Below are 17,412 nucleotides of genomic sequence, written 5' to 3' on the forward strand. Positions count from 1 at the left end.
CAAGCGGCAACCAAAGTGAAGGCAGGTAACACAGTCAATATCAATGCAGGTAATAATATAGAAATTACCCGCAGTGGCGCAGACATCACAGTTGCCACCTCAATGACCCCAACGTTCAACACAGTTCAAGTGGGCGGTAAAGAAGGTGTAACCCTTGGAAGCTCAACCGCGAAAGACGGCGTGAAAGAATTAAGCGTCGGCGCTCGTGGAGCGGAAGCACGTATCACAAACGTTGCACCAGGCATTGCAGATACAGATGCAGTGAATGTAGGGCAGTTACGTGGTGCTGTGGGTAATATCCATAACCACATTAACAAAGTGGATAAACGTGTTCGTGGTGTTGGTGCAAATGCTGCGGCAGGTATGGCGTTACCACAGGTTTATATCCCAGGTAAATCCATGGTAGCAGCTTCTGCTGGTACTTACGGTGGTGAATCGGCAGTTGCCGTGGGTTACTCACGAGCGAGTGACAATGGTAAGTTAATCCTGAAAATGACTGGTACTGCAAATAGTCAAGGACACTTATCTGGTGGTGTGGGTGTAGGTTACCAATGGTAATTTAAGACTCTCACTTATAGTCTAATAAGTTAAGGCGACAAGCGACATACTTGTCGCCTTTTACTAGAATTAGGCTATGTCTTATTGTTTTTTGAACAAAAAACTCTTAGGATTAACATGTTTTTGCAAGAAAACATTTATCTTCTGAGTTTATTTTTGAAGGATTTTTAACATGATGAAAAACATCTTTAAATTAAGTACTGTTTCAGTGGCAACTTTACTTTTAGCTGGTTGTTTTACCGCAAAAAGTATTAATTATGATGCTCCAGCTCCGGCCGTTGCTCCTGCGCCAGCAGTTGCACCAGCAGCACCAGCGCCGGCTAAAGCAAAAGAATTTGTCTTAAGTGGTGATTTCTTATTTGATTTTGATAAATCAAATCTCACTGCAAAAGGCAAATCTGTATTAAATAATGTTGCTAAAGAAATTAAAGCAAATGGTGCAAAAAATGTATCAATTACAGGTTATACCGACCGTTTAGGTTCTGCACAATATAACTTGAAACTTTCTCAAGAGCGTGCAAACACGGCAAAAGCGTATTTACAAGCGCAAGGCGTGAAAGCAAATATTAAAGCGATTGGTAAAGGTAAAGCTAACCAAGTTAAAGCATGTAAAGGCGAAACTGGTCAAGCATTAAAAGATTGCTTAAAACCGAACCGTCGTGTAGTTATTCGTGCGCAGTAATACTGACTAGCAAAGCATAAGAAGTGAGAGCAAACAGCTGGCTGTTTGCTCTTTATTTTTGCAAATTTTTTGATGAAATAGACCGCTTGTTAGCATGAGTTAAAAATCAAAAGATTGTAAATAGAAAATGTGATCTAATTCACATTAATTTCCTAACAGCTTGGCTACAATTCTTCTTTTCTGAAAATCATAAACTAAGGAGAATACTATGCAAGCGGTATTACAAGATATTCTTGATGTTGTAAAAGCGAAAAATTTGACTTATCAACAGAAATTGATGAGCATTGGTAATATTGCAGAACGACTATTTCATCCAATTGAATTATTAGGCTATACAGAAGAAGAGTGGCACTATATTGAAAATCAGATGATTTGTGATCTTAATGAAGGTTATGCCATTTACCGACCACGTTATATTTTGCCTGATTATAATGTGTATATGCAAAAAGGTTGCCAATTCTTAGATTTACCACCACCTACTAACCTAGACGAAGCCTTAGATGGCTTATTAATAATCTACTCACACGTACCTTCTATCACTACTTTCCCTGTTTATATCGGATGTTTAGATCAATTACTTGAGCCTTTTATTACCGATGAAGAGCAAGATTATATTAAAATCAAGCGCTTCTTAAATCATATTGATAAAACTATTTCTGATTCCTTCTGCCACGCCAATATCGGGCCTTACGACACCAAAGCCGGTCGTTTAATTTTAAAAGCCGTGATAGAGCTTGAGAATACAACACCGAATATGACGATTCGTTATGACAAAACCAAAACGTCACGGGAATTTGCAGAACTCGCGGCGAAAGCTTGTTTATTGGTTTCCAAGCCATCCTTTGCAAATGATGCTTACTACATTCAAGATTTAGGCGAAGAGTATGGTATTGCAAGCTGTTATAATGCATTACCTGAATGCGGTGGCGCTTATACATTAACTCGGTTGCGATTAGGTACGATAGGGCGAGCTTGCACTACTGTTGATGAAATGGTAAATGAACTGCTACCAAAAGTGGCTAAACTTGCCCTTTCTACTATGGATAAGCGACATAAGTTTTTAGTGGAAGAAAGCCATTTCTTTGAGAGTAGTTTTCTTGTGAAAGAAGGCTTTATCCAGCGAAAAAACTTTACTAGTATGCTGGCTATTGTTGGGCTTGCCGATGCAGTTAATCATCTCCTTAAGCAAGAAGGACTGAATGAAACCTTTGGACAAAGTCAGCGAGGGGATGAAATTGCGACCTTGATTATGGATCAATTAGCAAAAGTAAATAATGCGCATATAGGGCTATATGTTGAGCGAACGAACAATCAATATTTATTGCATGCGCAAGTTGGCGCTAATAATCATCCAGAAGACAAACTAAATACACCCGCCCATCGTATTCGAGTGGGAGAAGAGCCAACCTTGTTAGCACACTTAAAACAATCTGCCCCCTTTCATAAATATTTTCCTGCTGGAACGGGAGATTTATTTGCTTTCGACCAAACCTATACAGAACATTTAGATGCGGTTGTTGATATTATTGATGGGGCTTTTACCCAAGGATATCGCTATATTACAACATACCTAAAAAATACCGATCTGATTAGGGTAACAGGCTATTTAGTGAAAAAAAGTGAAGTTGAACGCTATCGGAATGGCGAAGCAGTATTGCGTGATACGACATGGTATGGCTCAGGAACAGATGATTGTGCCAAAGTATTCGATCGCCAACTGCGTGATCATGATAATGTGAATGCGGTATAAGTTTACTATGGCGCTTTCAGAGATTTTTGTGCCACTGCATCGGATTATTCCTTTTTCCAATGTAGAAGGGCGAGGGAATCGCACCAGTATTTTTTTACAAGGTTGCAAGCTGAATTGTTTGTATTGCCATAATCCGGAAACGATTCCCCGTTATGCCGATACCGCAAAATTAGTGAGTTTACAATATCTGTATGAACAGATAATGGAATCTGTACCTTTTATTCGAGGGGTGACAATTTCCGGTGGTGAGCCCACGATTCACTATAAAAAGCTAATTCCGTTATTTAAAACACTTCATCAACAGGGTTTAACTTGTTATCTAGATAGCAGTGGCTTTTTTGAATATGACATGATTGCACCATTGATTGAAGTGACGGATAAGTTTTTATTTGATTTAAAAGGCGATGGAGAAGGATTGCAAGCACTTTGTTTTGATCGAAAAAACCAAGCAGGTAAAGTACCAAGTCAGATGATACCGGTGAAAAATCATATGAAACCAGAAAATCTGGCACGCAATTTGCAAAATTTATCTAAATTGTTACCGCTTGGAAAGATTGAAGAGGTGCGTTTAGTTTATCTTAATCAGTTTTATGATGCTTATCAGCTAATTGAAAAAGTCGCTGTTTTGCTAAAACCTTATCCAGATGTATTATTGAAAATAATTCGGGTACATACAAAAGGAGTGCGCGATGAAAATGGACTTAAGCCTTTTGTACCAAGTATTGAGCAGATTGACAAGCTTGCCCTTTTCAGTAAACAGTGCGGGATAAAAAACATAGTCACGATCTATTAGACAAGCGCATTTGGATAGCTTGAAAATAAATAAACCCTTAGCAATGGTGTGTTGCTAAGGGTTTATAATTATTGAATGGTAAATCTGACAGGGACAGAAATCGCATTAGGGAACCCCGCCGGCGGTGCGGGCGGTTTGGTATTTTGGGCAGCTTTTACAGCGGCATTATCTAAGTTTTGATTCCCTGAAGATTTTGTTACCTGAACATTGCTAATTTGCCCATTCGCAGACAGTGAGAAATTGAGAACAACTACTCCCATTTTACGCATCATTTTTTCGCGCACAGGGTAACTACTATTCGCACGTTGTTGCAAGGATCTTAGCAATAGTGCTCGATAAGTACTATGTTCATTGCCATTGGCAATTTTATATTGCCCCGGTTGAGTCGTATTGCCATTTGGCAAGCCTGCTTGGTTTACTTTAGTGTTATTACCAAGTTCAGCGCCATCCTGAATGCCTGCTTGGTTTTTCTTACCTTGAAATGCATTTGGTATTGCTTTAGCGACCACACCCTGTTTGGCTTCTTTACCTGTTTCGAGCGCTTTTACTACCTTCTTAGGCTCAGTTTTAAGTTTTTCCTTCGGTTTTTCTTTTTCCTTCGGCTTATCTTTCACTGGCTCTTTGGGTTTTTCTTTTGGCTTTGGCTTCTCTTTCGGTTTTTCTTTTGGTTCTGGTTTAACTACAGGGATAGCTTCTGGCACTTCCACCGGCTCTGGCTCAACGACCTTTTCTGGTTCAGGAGTAGGCTCAGGAACAACATTATCTGATTCTGGTGCGACAGCAACTTGCTCTTGTTCCAATCTTGAGGCAATAAGCTCAATTGAAATACTTGTAACCTCTTCTTGTAACATCGGTTTTGTGTGTTGTACGGCCGCCCATACTCCTCCAAAAATTAAGCTGTGGATAGCTAACGAGCCGAGCAAACCAATTCGGGAGTTAGATTTATTTGGCATGGCTTATTTCGCACTCTCTTTCTGGGTTACGATAGCAACATTGTTGATTTCATGACTAGAAAGTAGGTCTGTGATTTCAACAAATTTTTCAAAAGCAACAGCAGAATCTACTTTTAATGTCACTTTGAGACTTTTATCCCAAGTGGCAATTTCTGATGCTAATAACTCTTTTGTTATAGGTTTATCATTATAAAAAAACTCATTATCTGCTGTGATGGTGAGTAATTTAGCCATATCATCGGATTTTATTGCTTGGGTGGTGCTTGCCTTTGGTACATTGACTTGGATTTTTCCTTGTGAAATAAAGGAAGCCGTAATCAGTACAATGGCTAGTAGCACCAGCATAATATCGATAAAAGGGATAATATTGATTTCATCAAACTTTTTCATGGCAAACTCCATTATTGACGAGCTTTATTTGCTTGCCATTTCAGTTTGTTTTCTTCCACTTTACGACCGAAACCGTTATAGAACATCATAGCTGGAATAGCGACTAAAATACCCACAGCTGTTGCTTTTAAGGCAAGAGATAAGTGCACCATAATAGATGCAGCATCAATATCTCCGCCCGCGTGTCCTAATTCGTAGAAGGTTAAAAGAATACCGATAACAGTACCGAGTAAGCCAATATAAGGCGCATTAGAACCAATGGTTGAGATTGTGGTTAAGTTATGGGTCAAATCAATTTCAAGCTCTTCTAATGTTTGATATTGTTTAGCGTCCACTTTTTTATAAAACAGCACGCGTTCGATCACTTTGGCAAACAAAATAATGCTCATGATGGCGAGTAATCCAAGAATAATATAGTCAATGTAGCTTTGTAAAAATTGAAAGAGTTGATCCATAAATTGTTCCTTATTGAAAAATAGAAAAGCAAATCATGGACGTGTTGAAAGCACCGTAGTTTGGTGTTTCAGCACGCCCATGTGCGCATTTGAAAATTGTTCGCATTATATAGGGATGTGTAAAAATTTCAACCATTCTTAATGGAAACGAGTGTTTACAATTCTGTTTGAAATGCTATATTTCGCCACTTTAGAGTTAAGAAATCGTTAAAAGAAATTATTTATGGAAGAAACATTTATTGAAATTACACCTCAGCAGGCATGGGAAATGATGCAACGTGATAATACGGTGCTTGCCGATATTCGTGATGCAATTCGATTTAGCCATAGCCGACCTCAAGGTGCTTTTCATCTAACTAATCATAGCTATGGTACCTTTATGGATGAATACGATTATGAAGAACCAGTGATTGTGCTTTGTTATCATGGTGTAAGTAGTCGTGGAACTGCTCAATTTTTAATTGAGCAAGGGTATGAGCAAGTCTATAGCGTAAAAGGCGGCTTTGAGGGTTGGGTTCGGGCTGAATTGCCAATTGAAATGGGATATTGATTAAAGGAGCACGTAAATGTGGAAAGAAATTTTGCTTAATTATGGCATTTTTTTGCTTGAGTTATTAACGGTGTTTGGTGTGATTGCCGTTGTTGTTATGATGATTTTAGAAGCTCGCAAACAGCCTGAAAACGGCACGATTACATTAACAAATTTGACGGAAAAATTTGCTGAGCAAGAAAAAGCGTTAAAACACAGTTTTTTAAGTGAAGCTGAATTAAAACACCAAGAAAAATTGGAGAAAAAAGCAGCTAAAGAAAAAGCTAAGGCTGAGAAAAAACGCTTAAAAGAGGGGCTAGAGCTGGCAGAAGATACAAAATCGCGTCTGTTTGTACTTAATTTTCATGGGGATCTACATGCCAGCAATGTTGCAAGCTTACGTAAAGAGATTGATGCGGTGCTTAGTGTGGCAAATCCAGCCAAAGACAGTGTATTACTCAAATTAGAAAGCCCTGGTGGCGTGGTGCATGGTTATGGCTTAGCGGCATCACAATTACAGCGTTTGAAGAAAAAACAAATTCCTTTGACTATTGCTGTAGATAAAGTGGCTGCCAGTGGCGGCTACATGATGGCATGTGTTGCAGATAAAATTGTAGCTGCACCATTTGCAATTATTGGGTCTGTTGGGGTTGTCGCCCAAGTGCCGAATATTCATCGTCTGCTGAAAAAACATGATATTGATGTTGATGTGATGACTGCAGGGGAATATAAACGCACGGTGACCTTGGTTGGCGAAAATACAGAGAAAGGTAAACAGAAGTTTCAACAAGAATTGGAAGAGACTCACGCTCTGTTTAAGACGTTTGTTATTGAACATCGGCCACAACTTGAGATTGAAAAAATTGCGACAGGTGAACATTGGTTTGGACAACAAGCCTTGGCACTAAATTTAGTTGATGAAATCAATACGAGCGATGATTTTATTCTCAATGCGATAGCAACGTATGATGTTATTGAAATTAAATATCAACGCAAGAAAAAGCTTGCTCAGCGAGTTGGTGAACAGGTCGAGAGTAGCGTTGAAAATGTACTAAGCAAATTATGGTATAAAAGCCGAGAGACGCATTTATAAGCTAACAAGCGGTCTAATTTGAGAAAATTTTTACAAAAAATAGAAATTGCTTGAAAAATAGACTTTTCAAACAGTGAAAAAATGCGTATTATACGCGCCCTTGATTCAGAACGCAGAATAATCATTTTCGCGCTTTCTGATGAGGCGGAATAGTGAAGAAGTACGGTTTTTAGCCGTACTTTTTATTTGGGACTTCGATGAGTTAAATTTGTATTAAAAATCGCCAATGGAGCTGTATGCGTATCGGGCAGTATGAAATAAAAAACCGTATTTGCCTTGCGCCAATGGCAGGCATTACTGATCAGCCATTTCGGCGGCTGTGTAGTCAGCTTGGCGCAGGTTTAACTTTTTCTGAAATGATGTCCACTAATCCTGATGTATGGCATACCGAAAAATCGCGCTTACGCTTAGCGCACCATGATGAAATTGGTATTAATGCTGTACAGATTGCCGGTTCGGATCCAGCTGAAATGGCACAGGCAGCTAAAGTAAATGTGGGCTATGGCGCAGACATTATTGATATCAATATGGGCTGCCCAGCAAAAAAGGTAAACAAAAAAATGGCAGGCTCTGCCCTTTTGCGTGAACCTGAATTAGTTAGACAGATTTTAGAAGCTGTTGTAGATGCCGTTGATGTGCCTGTCACATTAAAAATCCGAACAGGTTGGGATCAAGCGCATCGAAATTGCTTAGAAATTGCAAAAATTGCAGAGCAAGCAGGGGTAAAAGCGCTCACTATTCATGGTCGGACAAAAGCGTGCTTGTTTAATGGTGAAGCTGAATATGAAAGTATTCGCATGGTTAAGCAAGCCGTATCTATCCCGATTATTGCTAATGGCGATATCGACAGCCCAGAAAAAGCGCGCTTTGTATTAGATTATACAGGTGCAGATGCAGTAATGATTGGGCGGGGTAGCTATGGTCGTCCTTGGCTATTTTCAGAAATAGCAGACTATTTTGCACAAGGAGAGTATGTTCCTTTCTCATTTGCAGAAAAATGCCAGCTGATGATAAAACATATTCAAGATCTTCATCTGTTTTATGGTGAAGAGAAGGGATTTAGAATCGCGCGTAAGCACGTTGGTTGGTATACGGAACAACTTAAACCGAACTCAAATTTTAAACGTACTTTTAATGCCTTAGACTCGACGAAAGAACAGCTAAATGCATTGGAAGATTTTATAAAATCTTAAGTTGGATAGAAAACAATGTTAGAACAACAACCTACACAAAACCCATTGACAGTATCAATGTTGAACGCACAGGCTCAACAAGTAAATAAGCCTCTGCGTGATAATGTAAAACAAGCATTAAAAAACTATTTAGCCCAATTAAGTGGTGAAGATCCAACTGAGTTATATGAGTTGGTGCTTTGTGAAATTGAGCATCCAATGTTGGATATGGTAATGCAATATACTCGTGGTAACCAAACCCGTGCAGCAGCAATGCTTGGTATTAACCGCGGTACATTACGCAAAAAATTGAAAAAATATGGTATGGGTTAATTAACCTAGAAATACAAAGCCCTTGTAATGTAAATTACAAGGGCTTTATTGCTATTTAAAAGCCGGAAAATGGATGGAGAAAGAATAGTATTTCATCGCACTTTCTTGAGTATTTATTTTAAAGATCATGTCATTTAATTTGCATTATTGACTGCTTCTAGTGCTGTTTGAATTTTCTGAGCAATGCCTGCGGCATCTAATCCTAAATCAGCATAACTTTCTGCTTGGGTCGCTTGTGGAATAAAATAGTCAGGAATACCCAGCATAACAAGCGGTTTAATTTTACCAATTTTTTGCAAATATTCATTTACTGCAGAGCCTGCCCCACCTTGAATTGCATTTTCCTCCAGCGTAACTAACAGCTCATGGCTTGCAGCAAGCTCAGAGATAAGGCTTTCATCAAGCGGCTTAACAAAGCGCATATCCACCAATGTATAATTGTATTGTTCTGCAACGCTTTGAGCATTCTCTAAGAGCGCTCCAAAATTCAATACAGCCACTTTTTGACCTTGGTGGACGATTCTCCCTTTACCGATAACAAGTGCCTGCATAGGTTCTAATGTTACGCCTTTAGCATTGCCTCGAGGGTAACGTACTGCAACAGGGGTGTTCATTTGATATGCGGTATAGAGCATTTGACGCATTTCATTTTCATCGCTAGGTGCCATAATCGTCATGTTAGGAATACAGCGCATAAAGCTGAGATCAAATGCGCCTTGGTGAGTTTGTCCATCAGCACCGACAATGCCGGCGCGGTCAATAGCAAAAATCACAGGCAGATTTTGAATCGCAACATCGTGAATAAGTTGATCATAAGCGCGTTGTAAGAAACTTGAATAGATGGCGACCACTGGTTTATAACCTGCGATAGCTAAGCCTGCCGCAAAGGTAACCGCATGCTGTTCAGCAATGGCTACATCAAAGTATTGCTGTGGAAAACGCTTAGAAAACTCTACCATACCTGAGCCTTCGCGCATGGCTGGTGTTATACCAATTAGTTTTTCATCATGTAATGCTACTTCACACAGCCAATCACCAAAAATATTTGAGTATGTTGGTGCCGATTTAGATTGTGGTAGTTTACCGCTAGTATGATCAAACTTAGGTACGCCGTGGAAACCAATTGGATCTTGCTCTGCAGGCTGATAACCTTTGCCTTTTTTAGTTTTGATATGCAAAAATTGTGGGCCTGGCATGTTACGCATTTTGGTGAGTGTATGTACAAGCTCATCTAAATCATGCCCATCAATTGGCCCAATATAGTTAAAGCCCAACGTTTCAAACATTGTGGCGCTTGGTGAGACAAAGCCTTTTACTTGCTCTTCTGTGCGCGAGACAAACTCTTTGATCGGGGGTAAGCCAGAAAGAAGTTTTTTGCCACTTTCTTTTAAATTGTTATATAAAGAGCTTGTAAATAAGCGAGAAAGCTGATTATTCAGTGCGCCAACATTTTCCGAAATAGACATTTCATTGTCGTTTAAAATGACTAACATATCGGTATGCAAAGAGCCAGCATGGTTGATTGCTTCAAATGCCATACCCGCGGTAATAGCACCATCGCCAATCACGCAAACCGTTTTACGCCCTGCATTTTCTTTTTCTGCACCAACAGCAATACCGAGCCCTGCGCTAATTGACGTGGAGGAATGCCCAACGCTCAGCACATCAAAAGGGCTTTCTTCACGCCATGGGAAAGGGTGCAAACCATTTTTTTGGCGAATGGTATGCATTTGTTCACGGCGACCAGTTAAAATTTTATGCGGATAGGCTTGGTGCCCAACGTCCCAAATGAGCTGATCAAATGGTGTTTGATAAACGTAATGCAAGGCAACAGTTAATTCCACTACACCTAGCCCTGAAGCTAAATGCCCACTTGTTTGGCTGACCGATTCAAGCAAGTAAGATCGTAATTCATCACACAGCGGTTTAAGTTTATCCTTACTGAGTAAACGCAACTCTTCTGGCGAATTAATTTGGCTGAGAATTGGGTAGGTATTTTGCATAGGTTTATCTTTAATTGAAAATGGACAATTGATAATAGGCATGTTGCCCATTATCAATGTTGAATTATTTTAGATCTTCTGTCAGCACGGGCTGAATGCTGGTTAAGACTTCTTTTACAACTCTGCCGCTACCAGCTACTAAGTTACCTGAAGTTAAATAGTCAGTGCCACCAACAAAATTGGTCACTAGCGCACCTGCTTCACGCGCAATGAGATCGCCTGCGGCACAATCCCAAGGCTTGATGCCAATTTCAAAATAGCCATCGACACGATTACTTGCCACATAAGCTAAATCTAAGGCAGCAGAGCCAGTACGGCGGAAATCCGCAACACCATTATTCATTAGTGCCTCAACCATATTTAAATGCGTAGCACGGTATTGTGTTGCTTTAAAAGGAAAACCAGTTGCTAGAATTGCGCCATTTAAATCACGGCGTTCAGTGTCAATACGCAGACGGAATTCATTGAGTTTAGCCCCTTCTCCACGTACTGCGGTAAAGAGCTCGTTACGGATAGGATCATAGACAACACCTACTTCTGTACGCCCATTCACACGTACAGCAATAGAGACACAGAAATGAGGCAGGCGTTTTACAAAGTTAGTTGTACCATCTAGTGGATCGATAATCCATTGTACATCAGTATTATCACCAGCATTTAAGCCCGATTCTTCTGCAATGATTGAGTGATCAGGATAAGATTTGCGGATCACTTCAATAATTGCTTCTTCTGCAGCCTTATCAACCGCAGTTACATAATCATTTTTACCTTTTTGAACAACTTGTGTTTCTTGCGGGGCTTGTTCATAACCTTTGGCAATAATATTGCCTGCTTTTCGTGCTGCACGAATAGCGATATTTAACATTGGATTCATATTTCCACCAGATTTTAAAGAACGATATAAAGGGCTGAATTATAGAGAAAGTTTAAGAATAAGGGAATAACAAGCGGTGAAATTTGCAGAGAAATTTACAAAAGCAGCTATCAGTAAATGCCCTCTTTCTGCTATACTCCCAAGCCAGCTAGCATCAAGCAGCTTTGTAAAAAAAGCACTTGCGTTTGATACTTTAACCTTCCACAAAGATCCAATTATGAATAAATTTAACTCAAATAATACCCCCCGTTTTAAAACGCTAGAAGAAAAACGCACCCCGAAATTTAAATCTGAAGCACGCCCACAAACGGCGCGAATGCCAGAAAAACGTGAAAAAGCCACGACTATTTATCCGGCTCAAGTGCAAAAAGCAGGCAGAAATGGCACGGTTCAAATCTCGGTAAAAGGTGGGCAAGCTAAGGAGAAAAAAACAGGCCCTCTTTCACCACGAGCGCCAGAAAAAATCCGTAATAATCGTGCAACTGAGATGAAAGTATTTGGTGAAAACGCATGTTTGATGCTGTTCCAACAGCGCCCAGAAACCATTGTTCGTCTATGGGCAACGGTGGAGATGGCGAAAAAATCTGGAGCACTGTTGAGCTATCTCGCCGAACAAAAAAAAGCTTATCATGTTGTTGATAATGAAGAGATGGCAAGAGTAACGGGAACCGAGCATCATGGTGGCATCTGCTTATTAGTGAAAAAGGCCACGCCATTTTCATTAGAGGGTTATTTACAAATTCCTCGTCAGCGTGATTGCCTTGTGTTACTAGATGGTGTGAATAATGCTCAAAATATTGGCGGTATTATTCGTACCTGTGCGTTTTATGGTGTGAAAGGTATCGTGGTTGAAAATAATGATCTGCTGAATTCTAGTGCAGCGGCACGTGTTGCGGAAGGCGGGTTAGAATTTGTACATGCACTAGAAACCAAGCATAAGCAAATTGCCTTAACACAGTTACGTAATGCGGGCTATCAGGTTGTACATTTAACTCAACAAAAACAGGCAACAGCATTGGCAAAAGCAACATTAGCGGCTAAAGTTGTGTTTGTGTTGGCTGAGCATGTATCAAATGATATTGAATATAGTGAAGATACAAATGTGCAGCTCTCTTTTGCCAACCCATTGAATAGCGGGTTGAATGTGGCAGTAAATGCAGGTGTGTTACTTGCCAGTTGGTACCAACAACATATTTTGTAATTTCCAGAAAAAAATGCACCGCTTGTATGCAAGCGGTGCATTGTGGGCAATAATTTGCAAATTAGATTAATTCAAATTGTTGTATGTCTAGCGTCAATCCTTGCTCAAAGGTCGCAAAGTGTATATTGCTATAGCTTAATTTCCCAGAATTTTGATCGTATTGGAACTGGCTACTGTCAGCAAAAATATCTTGTGCAAAGAGTAGCTTATCTTGGCTAGGATCAAAGTCGTTTAGATAGGCAATCGCGCCATTATTTAGAGAGTTAAACTGGATACTATCGTTGCCAGCAAGAGTATTAATTAAGACAGAGCCACTGCCGACTTCAATAAGATCATTATGCTCGGTAGCATTAATCCAAGCAAGGTTATTCTCATGTGTAATATCTTCATTGATTAAAATGCTCGGGAGAGATTCAATAACTTCTGATACCGTATAAAGTACACCATCAGCTTGTTGGCTTGGGGTGAATACTAGCCCTTTGATCGTACTAACATCTGCTTCAATGACTTCTGCCGTGACTAACATTGGGGTAGTGTCGAAGTGCGTTTCGCCTGAATCTACTGCCCAAGGTGTTTCGGCGCTATTTAGGGCATTGGCATTCACTTTAATTTCAATTGCATCAGCAATGCCGTCGCCATCGGTATCTTTTAAATGGATATCAGTGCCGATTCGTGCTTCTTGGTAATCGCTTAAACCATCGGTATCGCTATCATCATGTAAATAGTGATTATCCATACGATAACCTTGTGTAAATGCAGCTTTAAGTTCTCCGTGTTGATCATAAAAGCGTACCATTTTATGTAGCGTCATCGGATCTGAATTTGCGTCATTTAAATCAATTACTTCACTGTTTTCATAACCACCTAAGCCTTTTGCTAATGCGCTTAAAGCATCTTTATTTGCAGCGGTTAGTCCCCCGATCAAGCCCGCGGCGGTAACCCAAGCCAAACCGCCGGTAAATAAGCCGGCGATTAAGCTACCAATTGTTGCAAATAGCCCGGTGTTAGAGATTTTAGCAGCAAGATCAGGTGCGCCATCATAGACCATTTCACCTTTAATAATATAAGAGCTAGTAATGTTATAGCGTTCACCATCAACCCCAGTTCTTGACCAATCATCGCTTAATTGGCGTAGTTCTATCGTGGCTTTTTCATTCGGTAAGGGGACAGGATTAAACAGGGCACTATGCTTGAAACTATCTTGTAATGCTTGACTGTTTACCACCGATTTAGTGGAAAAATATTGTGCTAAATAACCACCTAAAGAATGACCTGTCGCATAAATATTCTCTGCACGGTACTGTGCAAGGCTATCGGCAAGTTGATCTAAATATGTAGCTTGGGTCGGAACATTGCCGTTATAAATTTTTATATCCGCAGTTAAATCGTTTAATGCGCTTGTACCGCGGAACGCCACAATAATATTTTGGTAGCTGCCGTCTGGTTTTGCACCATTGCCGAATACGGCATATTGTAAGCCAGAGCCCGGTGAGCCAAAGTTTAACAGTGTCCAATGCTGAGTTAATAAATCTAAATCAACGTTTGCCACATCAGTATCGCCTACTTTAATTGAGCCGTCAGCTAATTCTTTTTTGATCAATGTGGTGTCATTTTGATTAAAAGCCGCAGTGAGTGAGTTTTTAGATTCATACGCCAAGGTTGAAAAAATGCGTAAATCACGATCAGAGACATTCCACATGCTAGGAGAGCGATCAAGTAGATCGATGATACCATCACCATCGCTATCAATTTGATAAGCGTCTGCAATTGCCTGTTGAACTTGCTCATCGGATAAATCCTTAATATAGGCTTCAGCGCCAGCGAGTAAACCGGCAAAGGCTGGATGGGATTTATCAATATAGATAATTTGTTCGTTATTGGCAGAATCTAATTCTTGTGCGTTATAGGTTTTATATTGAATATTGGCTAGATCCAGCGCCGTTTCTCCCTTATGCGTTAAAACATCACCATTAGGATAATAAATTTTTGTGGTAATGATGCTAGGCTGCATTACTTCGTTTGGTACTTCAGGTTCTCTCTGCCCATCGGGTTGAGCAGGTTTATTGGAGCTGTGCTCGTTTTGGGGAGGGAGGGTATCCTGAGTATCGGGAGAATTATTGGGAGAGGAAGAAGGAGTAGGTTCGGTAGCAGACTTTACAGTTTCTGAATTATTTGGTTTTACGCTATTCTCTTTAGGCGAGGAGGAAGGTTTACTACTTTGAGCAGTACTGACCGCAAATGCTGTTCCTCCTGCGGCGGCTAAGGTGCCTGCTAGCCAAGTAAGGGTAGAATTCTCCGATTCTGTCCCTTCTACATGATGCACGATCTCTTCTGCTTCGACAGGTTCTGGTGTCGCCGCTTCAACCACTGCAGGTTCGCTGTGGGTGGAATGGGAAATGTATTTTACCTGTGAGGGATTAAAATTAATCCCTGCTTCGGAGTCGTTTTCTTTGGATTCTATTATGTTTTGGCTAAACGTGTCAGATTGGTTTTCCATTGTGTTGCTTCCTTTATTAAAAAAATGACCAAATAGTAACAGGAATCATCAAGAAAACAAGGCTTAACCGCCGTTTATTATGGCAGCTAAGCGGTTGTTTTCTCATAATATTTTACAAAATTTGCCTAAGCTAATGCTCTAGGAACATCAACATGCCTTCGCGAAAGGTTATTCTGGGTATTTTGAAAAGCTAGTTTGCAATATTTCATCTAATTCATCATAGAGTGCTTTATGATCACTTAAGGCATTCCATAACGCATCTTCTGATAAAATGCTGTAATTCCCTTGCGTATCGAGTATTTCATCAAAATGTTCATGTAGCTCTCGCCAAGCAGGGCTGGCATAAAAGGCTGACAGTGGTTTGAGGAGCCTTTCTGCTTGTTGCCATTGCGCTATGCTTTTTTCTAATTCGGGTACCAGCTTAACCCATTGATTATAAAGATCTTGTAGCTTTTGTATTTCTTCTTTTTTCATTGCATTATTCAACTCGTGTTAAACCAAAATGAGCATAAGTACGGTTAGTTGCAATTCTTCCCCGTGGAGTACGCTGCAAAAAACCCTGTTGGATTAAATAGGGCTCTAGCACATCTTCAATGGTATCGCGTTCTTCACCGATTGCTGCCGCCAGATTGTCTAAACCGACCGGCCCACCATCAAAGCGTTCAATAACGGCTGAAAGTAGTTTTCTATCCATAAAATCAAAGCCTTCTTTATCCACATCGAGCATTTCTAGGGCTTGCTTTGCAATATCTGATGAAATGATGCCGTTGTTACGTACATCAGCAAAATCTCGTACACGGCGGAGTAAGCGGTTTGCAATACGCGGCGTGCCTCGAGAACGGCGCGCAATTTCGTAGGCACCCTCCGGAGAAAGATTAAGATTTAAACAGCTTGCAGAACGACTAACAATAGAACTGAGATCGTCTACAGAATAAAATTCTAATCGTTGCACAATTCCAAAGCGGTCTCGTAGGGGAGAGGTGAGTGAGCCTGCGCGAGTTGTTGCCCCTACCAAGGTAAATGGAGGCAGATCAAGTTTAATAGAGCGTGCTGCAGGGCCTTCACCAATCATAATATCAAGCTGATAATCTTCCATTGCAGGGTAAAGTACCTCTTCAATTGCTGGTGATAGGCGGTGAATTTCATCGATAAACAGCACATCATAAGGTTCGAGATTGGTCAGCATTGCAGCTAAATCTCCCGCTTTTTCAAGCACAGGTCCTGAGGTGGTACGAATATTTACGCCCATCTCATTCGCAACAATATTAGCTAATGTGGTTTTACCTAAACCTGGAGGGCCAAAGATCAAGAGATGATCAAGAGCATCATTTCGGAGTTTGGCGGCTTTAATAAAGATCTCCATTTGCTCGCATACAGAAGGCTGTCCAACGTAGTCGCTGAGCATCTTTGGACGAATTGCGCGGTCTATAGCTTCTTCTTCCGCTCGCGGACTGGCGGAAATAATACGGTCGGCTTCAATCATGATTTATATTTATAACGAATTTTTTAATGCTTCGCGGATTAATTGTTCCGCAGTCGCGCCAGCTTTATTGACTTTCTTAATCATTTTTTCGGCGTCATTTGGTTTATAGCCCAGTGCAATTAAGGCGTCACAAGCTTCATCAGCAGGGCTATTGGCTGTCTGAGCAACAAGATGATCGCTTGATTGTTCAATAAAGAAATCATTTTGAGATACTCCTTTGAATTTGCCTTTCAGTTCAACCAGCAAACGCTCTGCGGTTTTTTTACCCACCCCTGGGATTTTGGTGAGTTTTGCCAGCTCTTCTTGTTCAATTGCTGTAGCAAATTGAGACACAGACATTGCAGATAAAATAGCCAGTGCCAGTTTAGGGCCTATACCGTTGGTTTTTATTAATTCACGGAAAAGAGTTCTATCCTGTTTTTGTGCAAAGCCAAAGAGTAGATGGGCATCTTCGCGCACAACAAGATGAGTAAAAATGGTTACTTCTTCATTAAGTGAGGGAAGATTATAGAAACTGGTCATTGGCAGTAAAACTTCATAGCCTACGCCATTGACATCCAGCACCATCTCAGGTGGGGATTTTTCGATAATTTTGCCGTGTAGTCGTCCGATCATTAGATTTATCCGAAAATTTAAAGGAGCTAAG

General features: G+C 40.4%; 18 protein-coding genes. 9 read left to right on the forward strand and 9 right to left on the reverse strand.

Going from position 1 to position 17,412, the window contains the following annotated elements; translation table 11 throughout:
• The 4 genes from EDC51_RS10505 to EDC51_RS10520 form a co-directional block, all read left to right on the forward strand.
• Positions 1–558: YadA family autotransporter adhesin (locus EDC51_RS10505; RefSeq protein ID WP_211335019.1), on the forward strand; the 558-nt coding region annotated here is incomplete at its 5' end.
• 172 nt (positions 559–730) lie between these two features.
• A complete protein-coding gene (locus EDC51_RS10510; protein WP_015432122.1) occupies positions 731–1,240 on the forward strand; it encodes an OmpA family protein in 510 nt (169 codons plus the stop codon).
• A 208-nt stretch (positions 1,241–1,448) separates the two neighbouring features.
• Positions 1,449–2,990, forward strand: a complete 1,542-nt coding sequence (locus tag EDC51_RS10515) for a YjjI family glycine radical enzyme (protein ID WP_131928926.1) — start codon at positions 1,449–1,451, stop codon at positions 2,988–2,990.
• Between the two features lie 7 nt (positions 2,991–2,997).
• Positions 2,998–3,783 carry a 4Fe-4S cluster-binding domain-containing protein gene (locus EDC51_RS10520; protein ID WP_131928927.1) on the forward strand — a complete coding sequence of 262 codons (786 nt, stop codon included), beginning with the start codon at positions 2,998–3,000 and terminating at the stop codon, positions 3,781–3,783.
• Positions 3,784–3,851: 68 nt separating this feature from the next.
• Here EDC51_RS10520 and EDC51_RS10525 read toward each other — a convergent pair whose 3' ends face one another.
• The 3 genes from EDC51_RS10525 to exbB are packed head-to-tail and all read right to left on the reverse strand — an operon-like array spanning position 3,852 to position 5,581.
• Complete coding sequence (locus EDC51_RS10525; RefSeq protein WP_131928928.1) at positions 3,852–4,736, reverse strand: cell envelope integrity protein TolA; 885 nt, start codon at positions 4,734–4,736, stop codon at positions 3,852–3,854.
• Positions 4,737–4,739: 3 nt separating this feature from the next.
• Positions 4,740–5,126, reverse strand: a complete 387-nt coding sequence (exbD, locus tag EDC51_RS10530) for a TonB system transport protein ExbD (protein WP_131928929.1) — start codon at positions 5,124–5,126, stop codon at positions 4,740–4,742.
• 11 nt (positions 5,127–5,137) lie between these two features.
• A complete protein-coding gene (gene exbB, locus EDC51_RS10535) occupies positions 5,138–5,581 on the reverse strand; it encodes a TonB-system energizer ExbB (RefSeq protein ID WP_015432127.1) in 444 nt (147 codons plus the stop codon).
• Positions 5,582–5,804: 223 nt separating this feature from the next.
• On the opposite strand from exbB, the gene glpE reads away from it, so the two are divergent.
• The 4 genes from glpE (at position 5,805) to fis (ending at position 8,708) form a co-directional block, all read left to right on the forward strand.
• Positions 5,805–6,131 carry a thiosulfate sulfurtransferase GlpE gene (gene glpE, locus EDC51_RS10540; protein ID WP_015432128.1) on the forward strand — a complete coding sequence of 109 codons (327 nt, stop codon included), beginning with the start codon at positions 5,805–5,807 and terminating at the stop codon, positions 6,129–6,131.
• A gap of 16 nt (positions 6,132–6,147) precedes the next feature.
• Positions 6,148–7,203 carry a protease SohB gene (gene sohB / locus EDC51_RS10545; RefSeq protein WP_131928930.1) on the forward strand — a complete coding sequence of 352 codons (1,056 nt, stop codon included), beginning with the start codon at positions 6,148–6,150 and terminating at the stop codon, positions 7,201–7,203.
• Positions 7,204–7,439: 236 nt separating this feature from the next.
• Positions 7,440–8,396, forward strand: a complete 957-nt coding sequence (gene dusB, locus EDC51_RS10550) for a tRNA dihydrouridine synthase DusB (RefSeq protein ID WP_015432130.1) — start codon at positions 7,440–7,442, stop codon at positions 8,394–8,396.
• Positions 8,397–8,411: 15 nt separating this feature from the next.
• On the forward strand, positions 8,412–8,708 hold the full coding sequence (gene fis, locus EDC51_RS10555) for a DNA-binding transcriptional regulator Fis (protein ID WP_015432131.1): 297 nt from the start codon (positions 8,412–8,414) through the stop codon (positions 8,706–8,708).
• A gap of 134 nt (positions 8,709–8,842) precedes the next feature.
• Here fis and dxs read toward each other — a convergent pair whose 3' ends face one another.
• A complete protein-coding gene (dxs, locus tag EDC51_RS10560; RefSeq protein ID WP_131928931.1) occupies positions 8,843–10,711 on the reverse strand; it encodes a 1-deoxy-D-xylulose-5-phosphate synthase in 1,869 nt (622 codons plus the stop codon).
• Positions 10,712–10,775: 64 nt separating this feature from the next.
• Positions 10,776–11,585 (reverse strand): inositol-1-monophosphatase, encoded by an 810-nt coding sequence (gene suhB, locus EDC51_RS10565; protein WP_015432133.1) that lies wholly within the window; start codon positions 11,583–11,585, stop codon positions 10,776–10,778.
• Positions 11,586–11,802: 217 nt separating this feature from the next.
• Here suhB and EDC51_RS10570 point away from each other — a divergent pair, with 217 nt between their 5' ends.
• Positions 11,803–12,786, forward strand: coding sequence for a TrmH family RNA methyltransferase (locus EDC51_RS10570; RefSeq protein WP_409360076.1), 984 nt, complete (start codon positions 11,803–11,805; stop codon positions 12,784–12,786).
• A gap of 61 nt (positions 12,787–12,847) precedes the next feature.
• Here the strand turns inward: EDC51_RS10570 and EDC51_RS10575 are convergent, their stop codons facing one another.
• From EDC51_RS10575 to ruvA, 4 genes are all read right to left on the reverse strand, one after another.
• A complete protein-coding gene (locus EDC51_RS10575; protein ID WP_131928932.1) occupies positions 12,848–15,283 on the reverse strand; it encodes an Mbeg1-like protein in 2,436 nt (811 codons plus the stop codon).
• A gap of 168 nt (positions 15,284–15,451) precedes the next feature.
• A complete protein-coding gene (locus EDC51_RS10580; RefSeq protein WP_025267204.1) occupies positions 15,452–15,757 on the reverse strand; it encodes a DUF4298 domain-containing protein in 306 nt (101 codons plus the stop codon).
• 4 nt (positions 15,758–15,761) lie between these two features.
• Positions 15,762–16,766, reverse strand: coding sequence for a Holliday junction branch migration DNA helicase RuvB (gene ruvB, locus EDC51_RS10585; protein WP_015432137.1), 1,005 nt, complete (start codon positions 16,764–16,766; stop codon positions 15,762–15,764).
• 9 nt (positions 16,767–16,775) lie between these two features.
• On the reverse strand, positions 16,776–17,381 hold the full coding sequence (ruvA, locus tag EDC51_RS10590) for a Holliday junction branch migration protein RuvA (RefSeq protein WP_131928933.1): 606 nt from the start codon (positions 17,379–17,381) through the stop codon (positions 16,776–16,778).
• Positions 17,382–17,412 lie beyond the last annotated feature (31 nt).

Source organism: Bibersteinia trehalosi, from assembly GCF_004346205.1.
Classification (GTDB): domain Bacteria; phylum Pseudomonadota; class Gammaproteobacteria; order Enterobacterales; family Pasteurellaceae; genus Bibersteinia; species Bibersteinia trehalosi.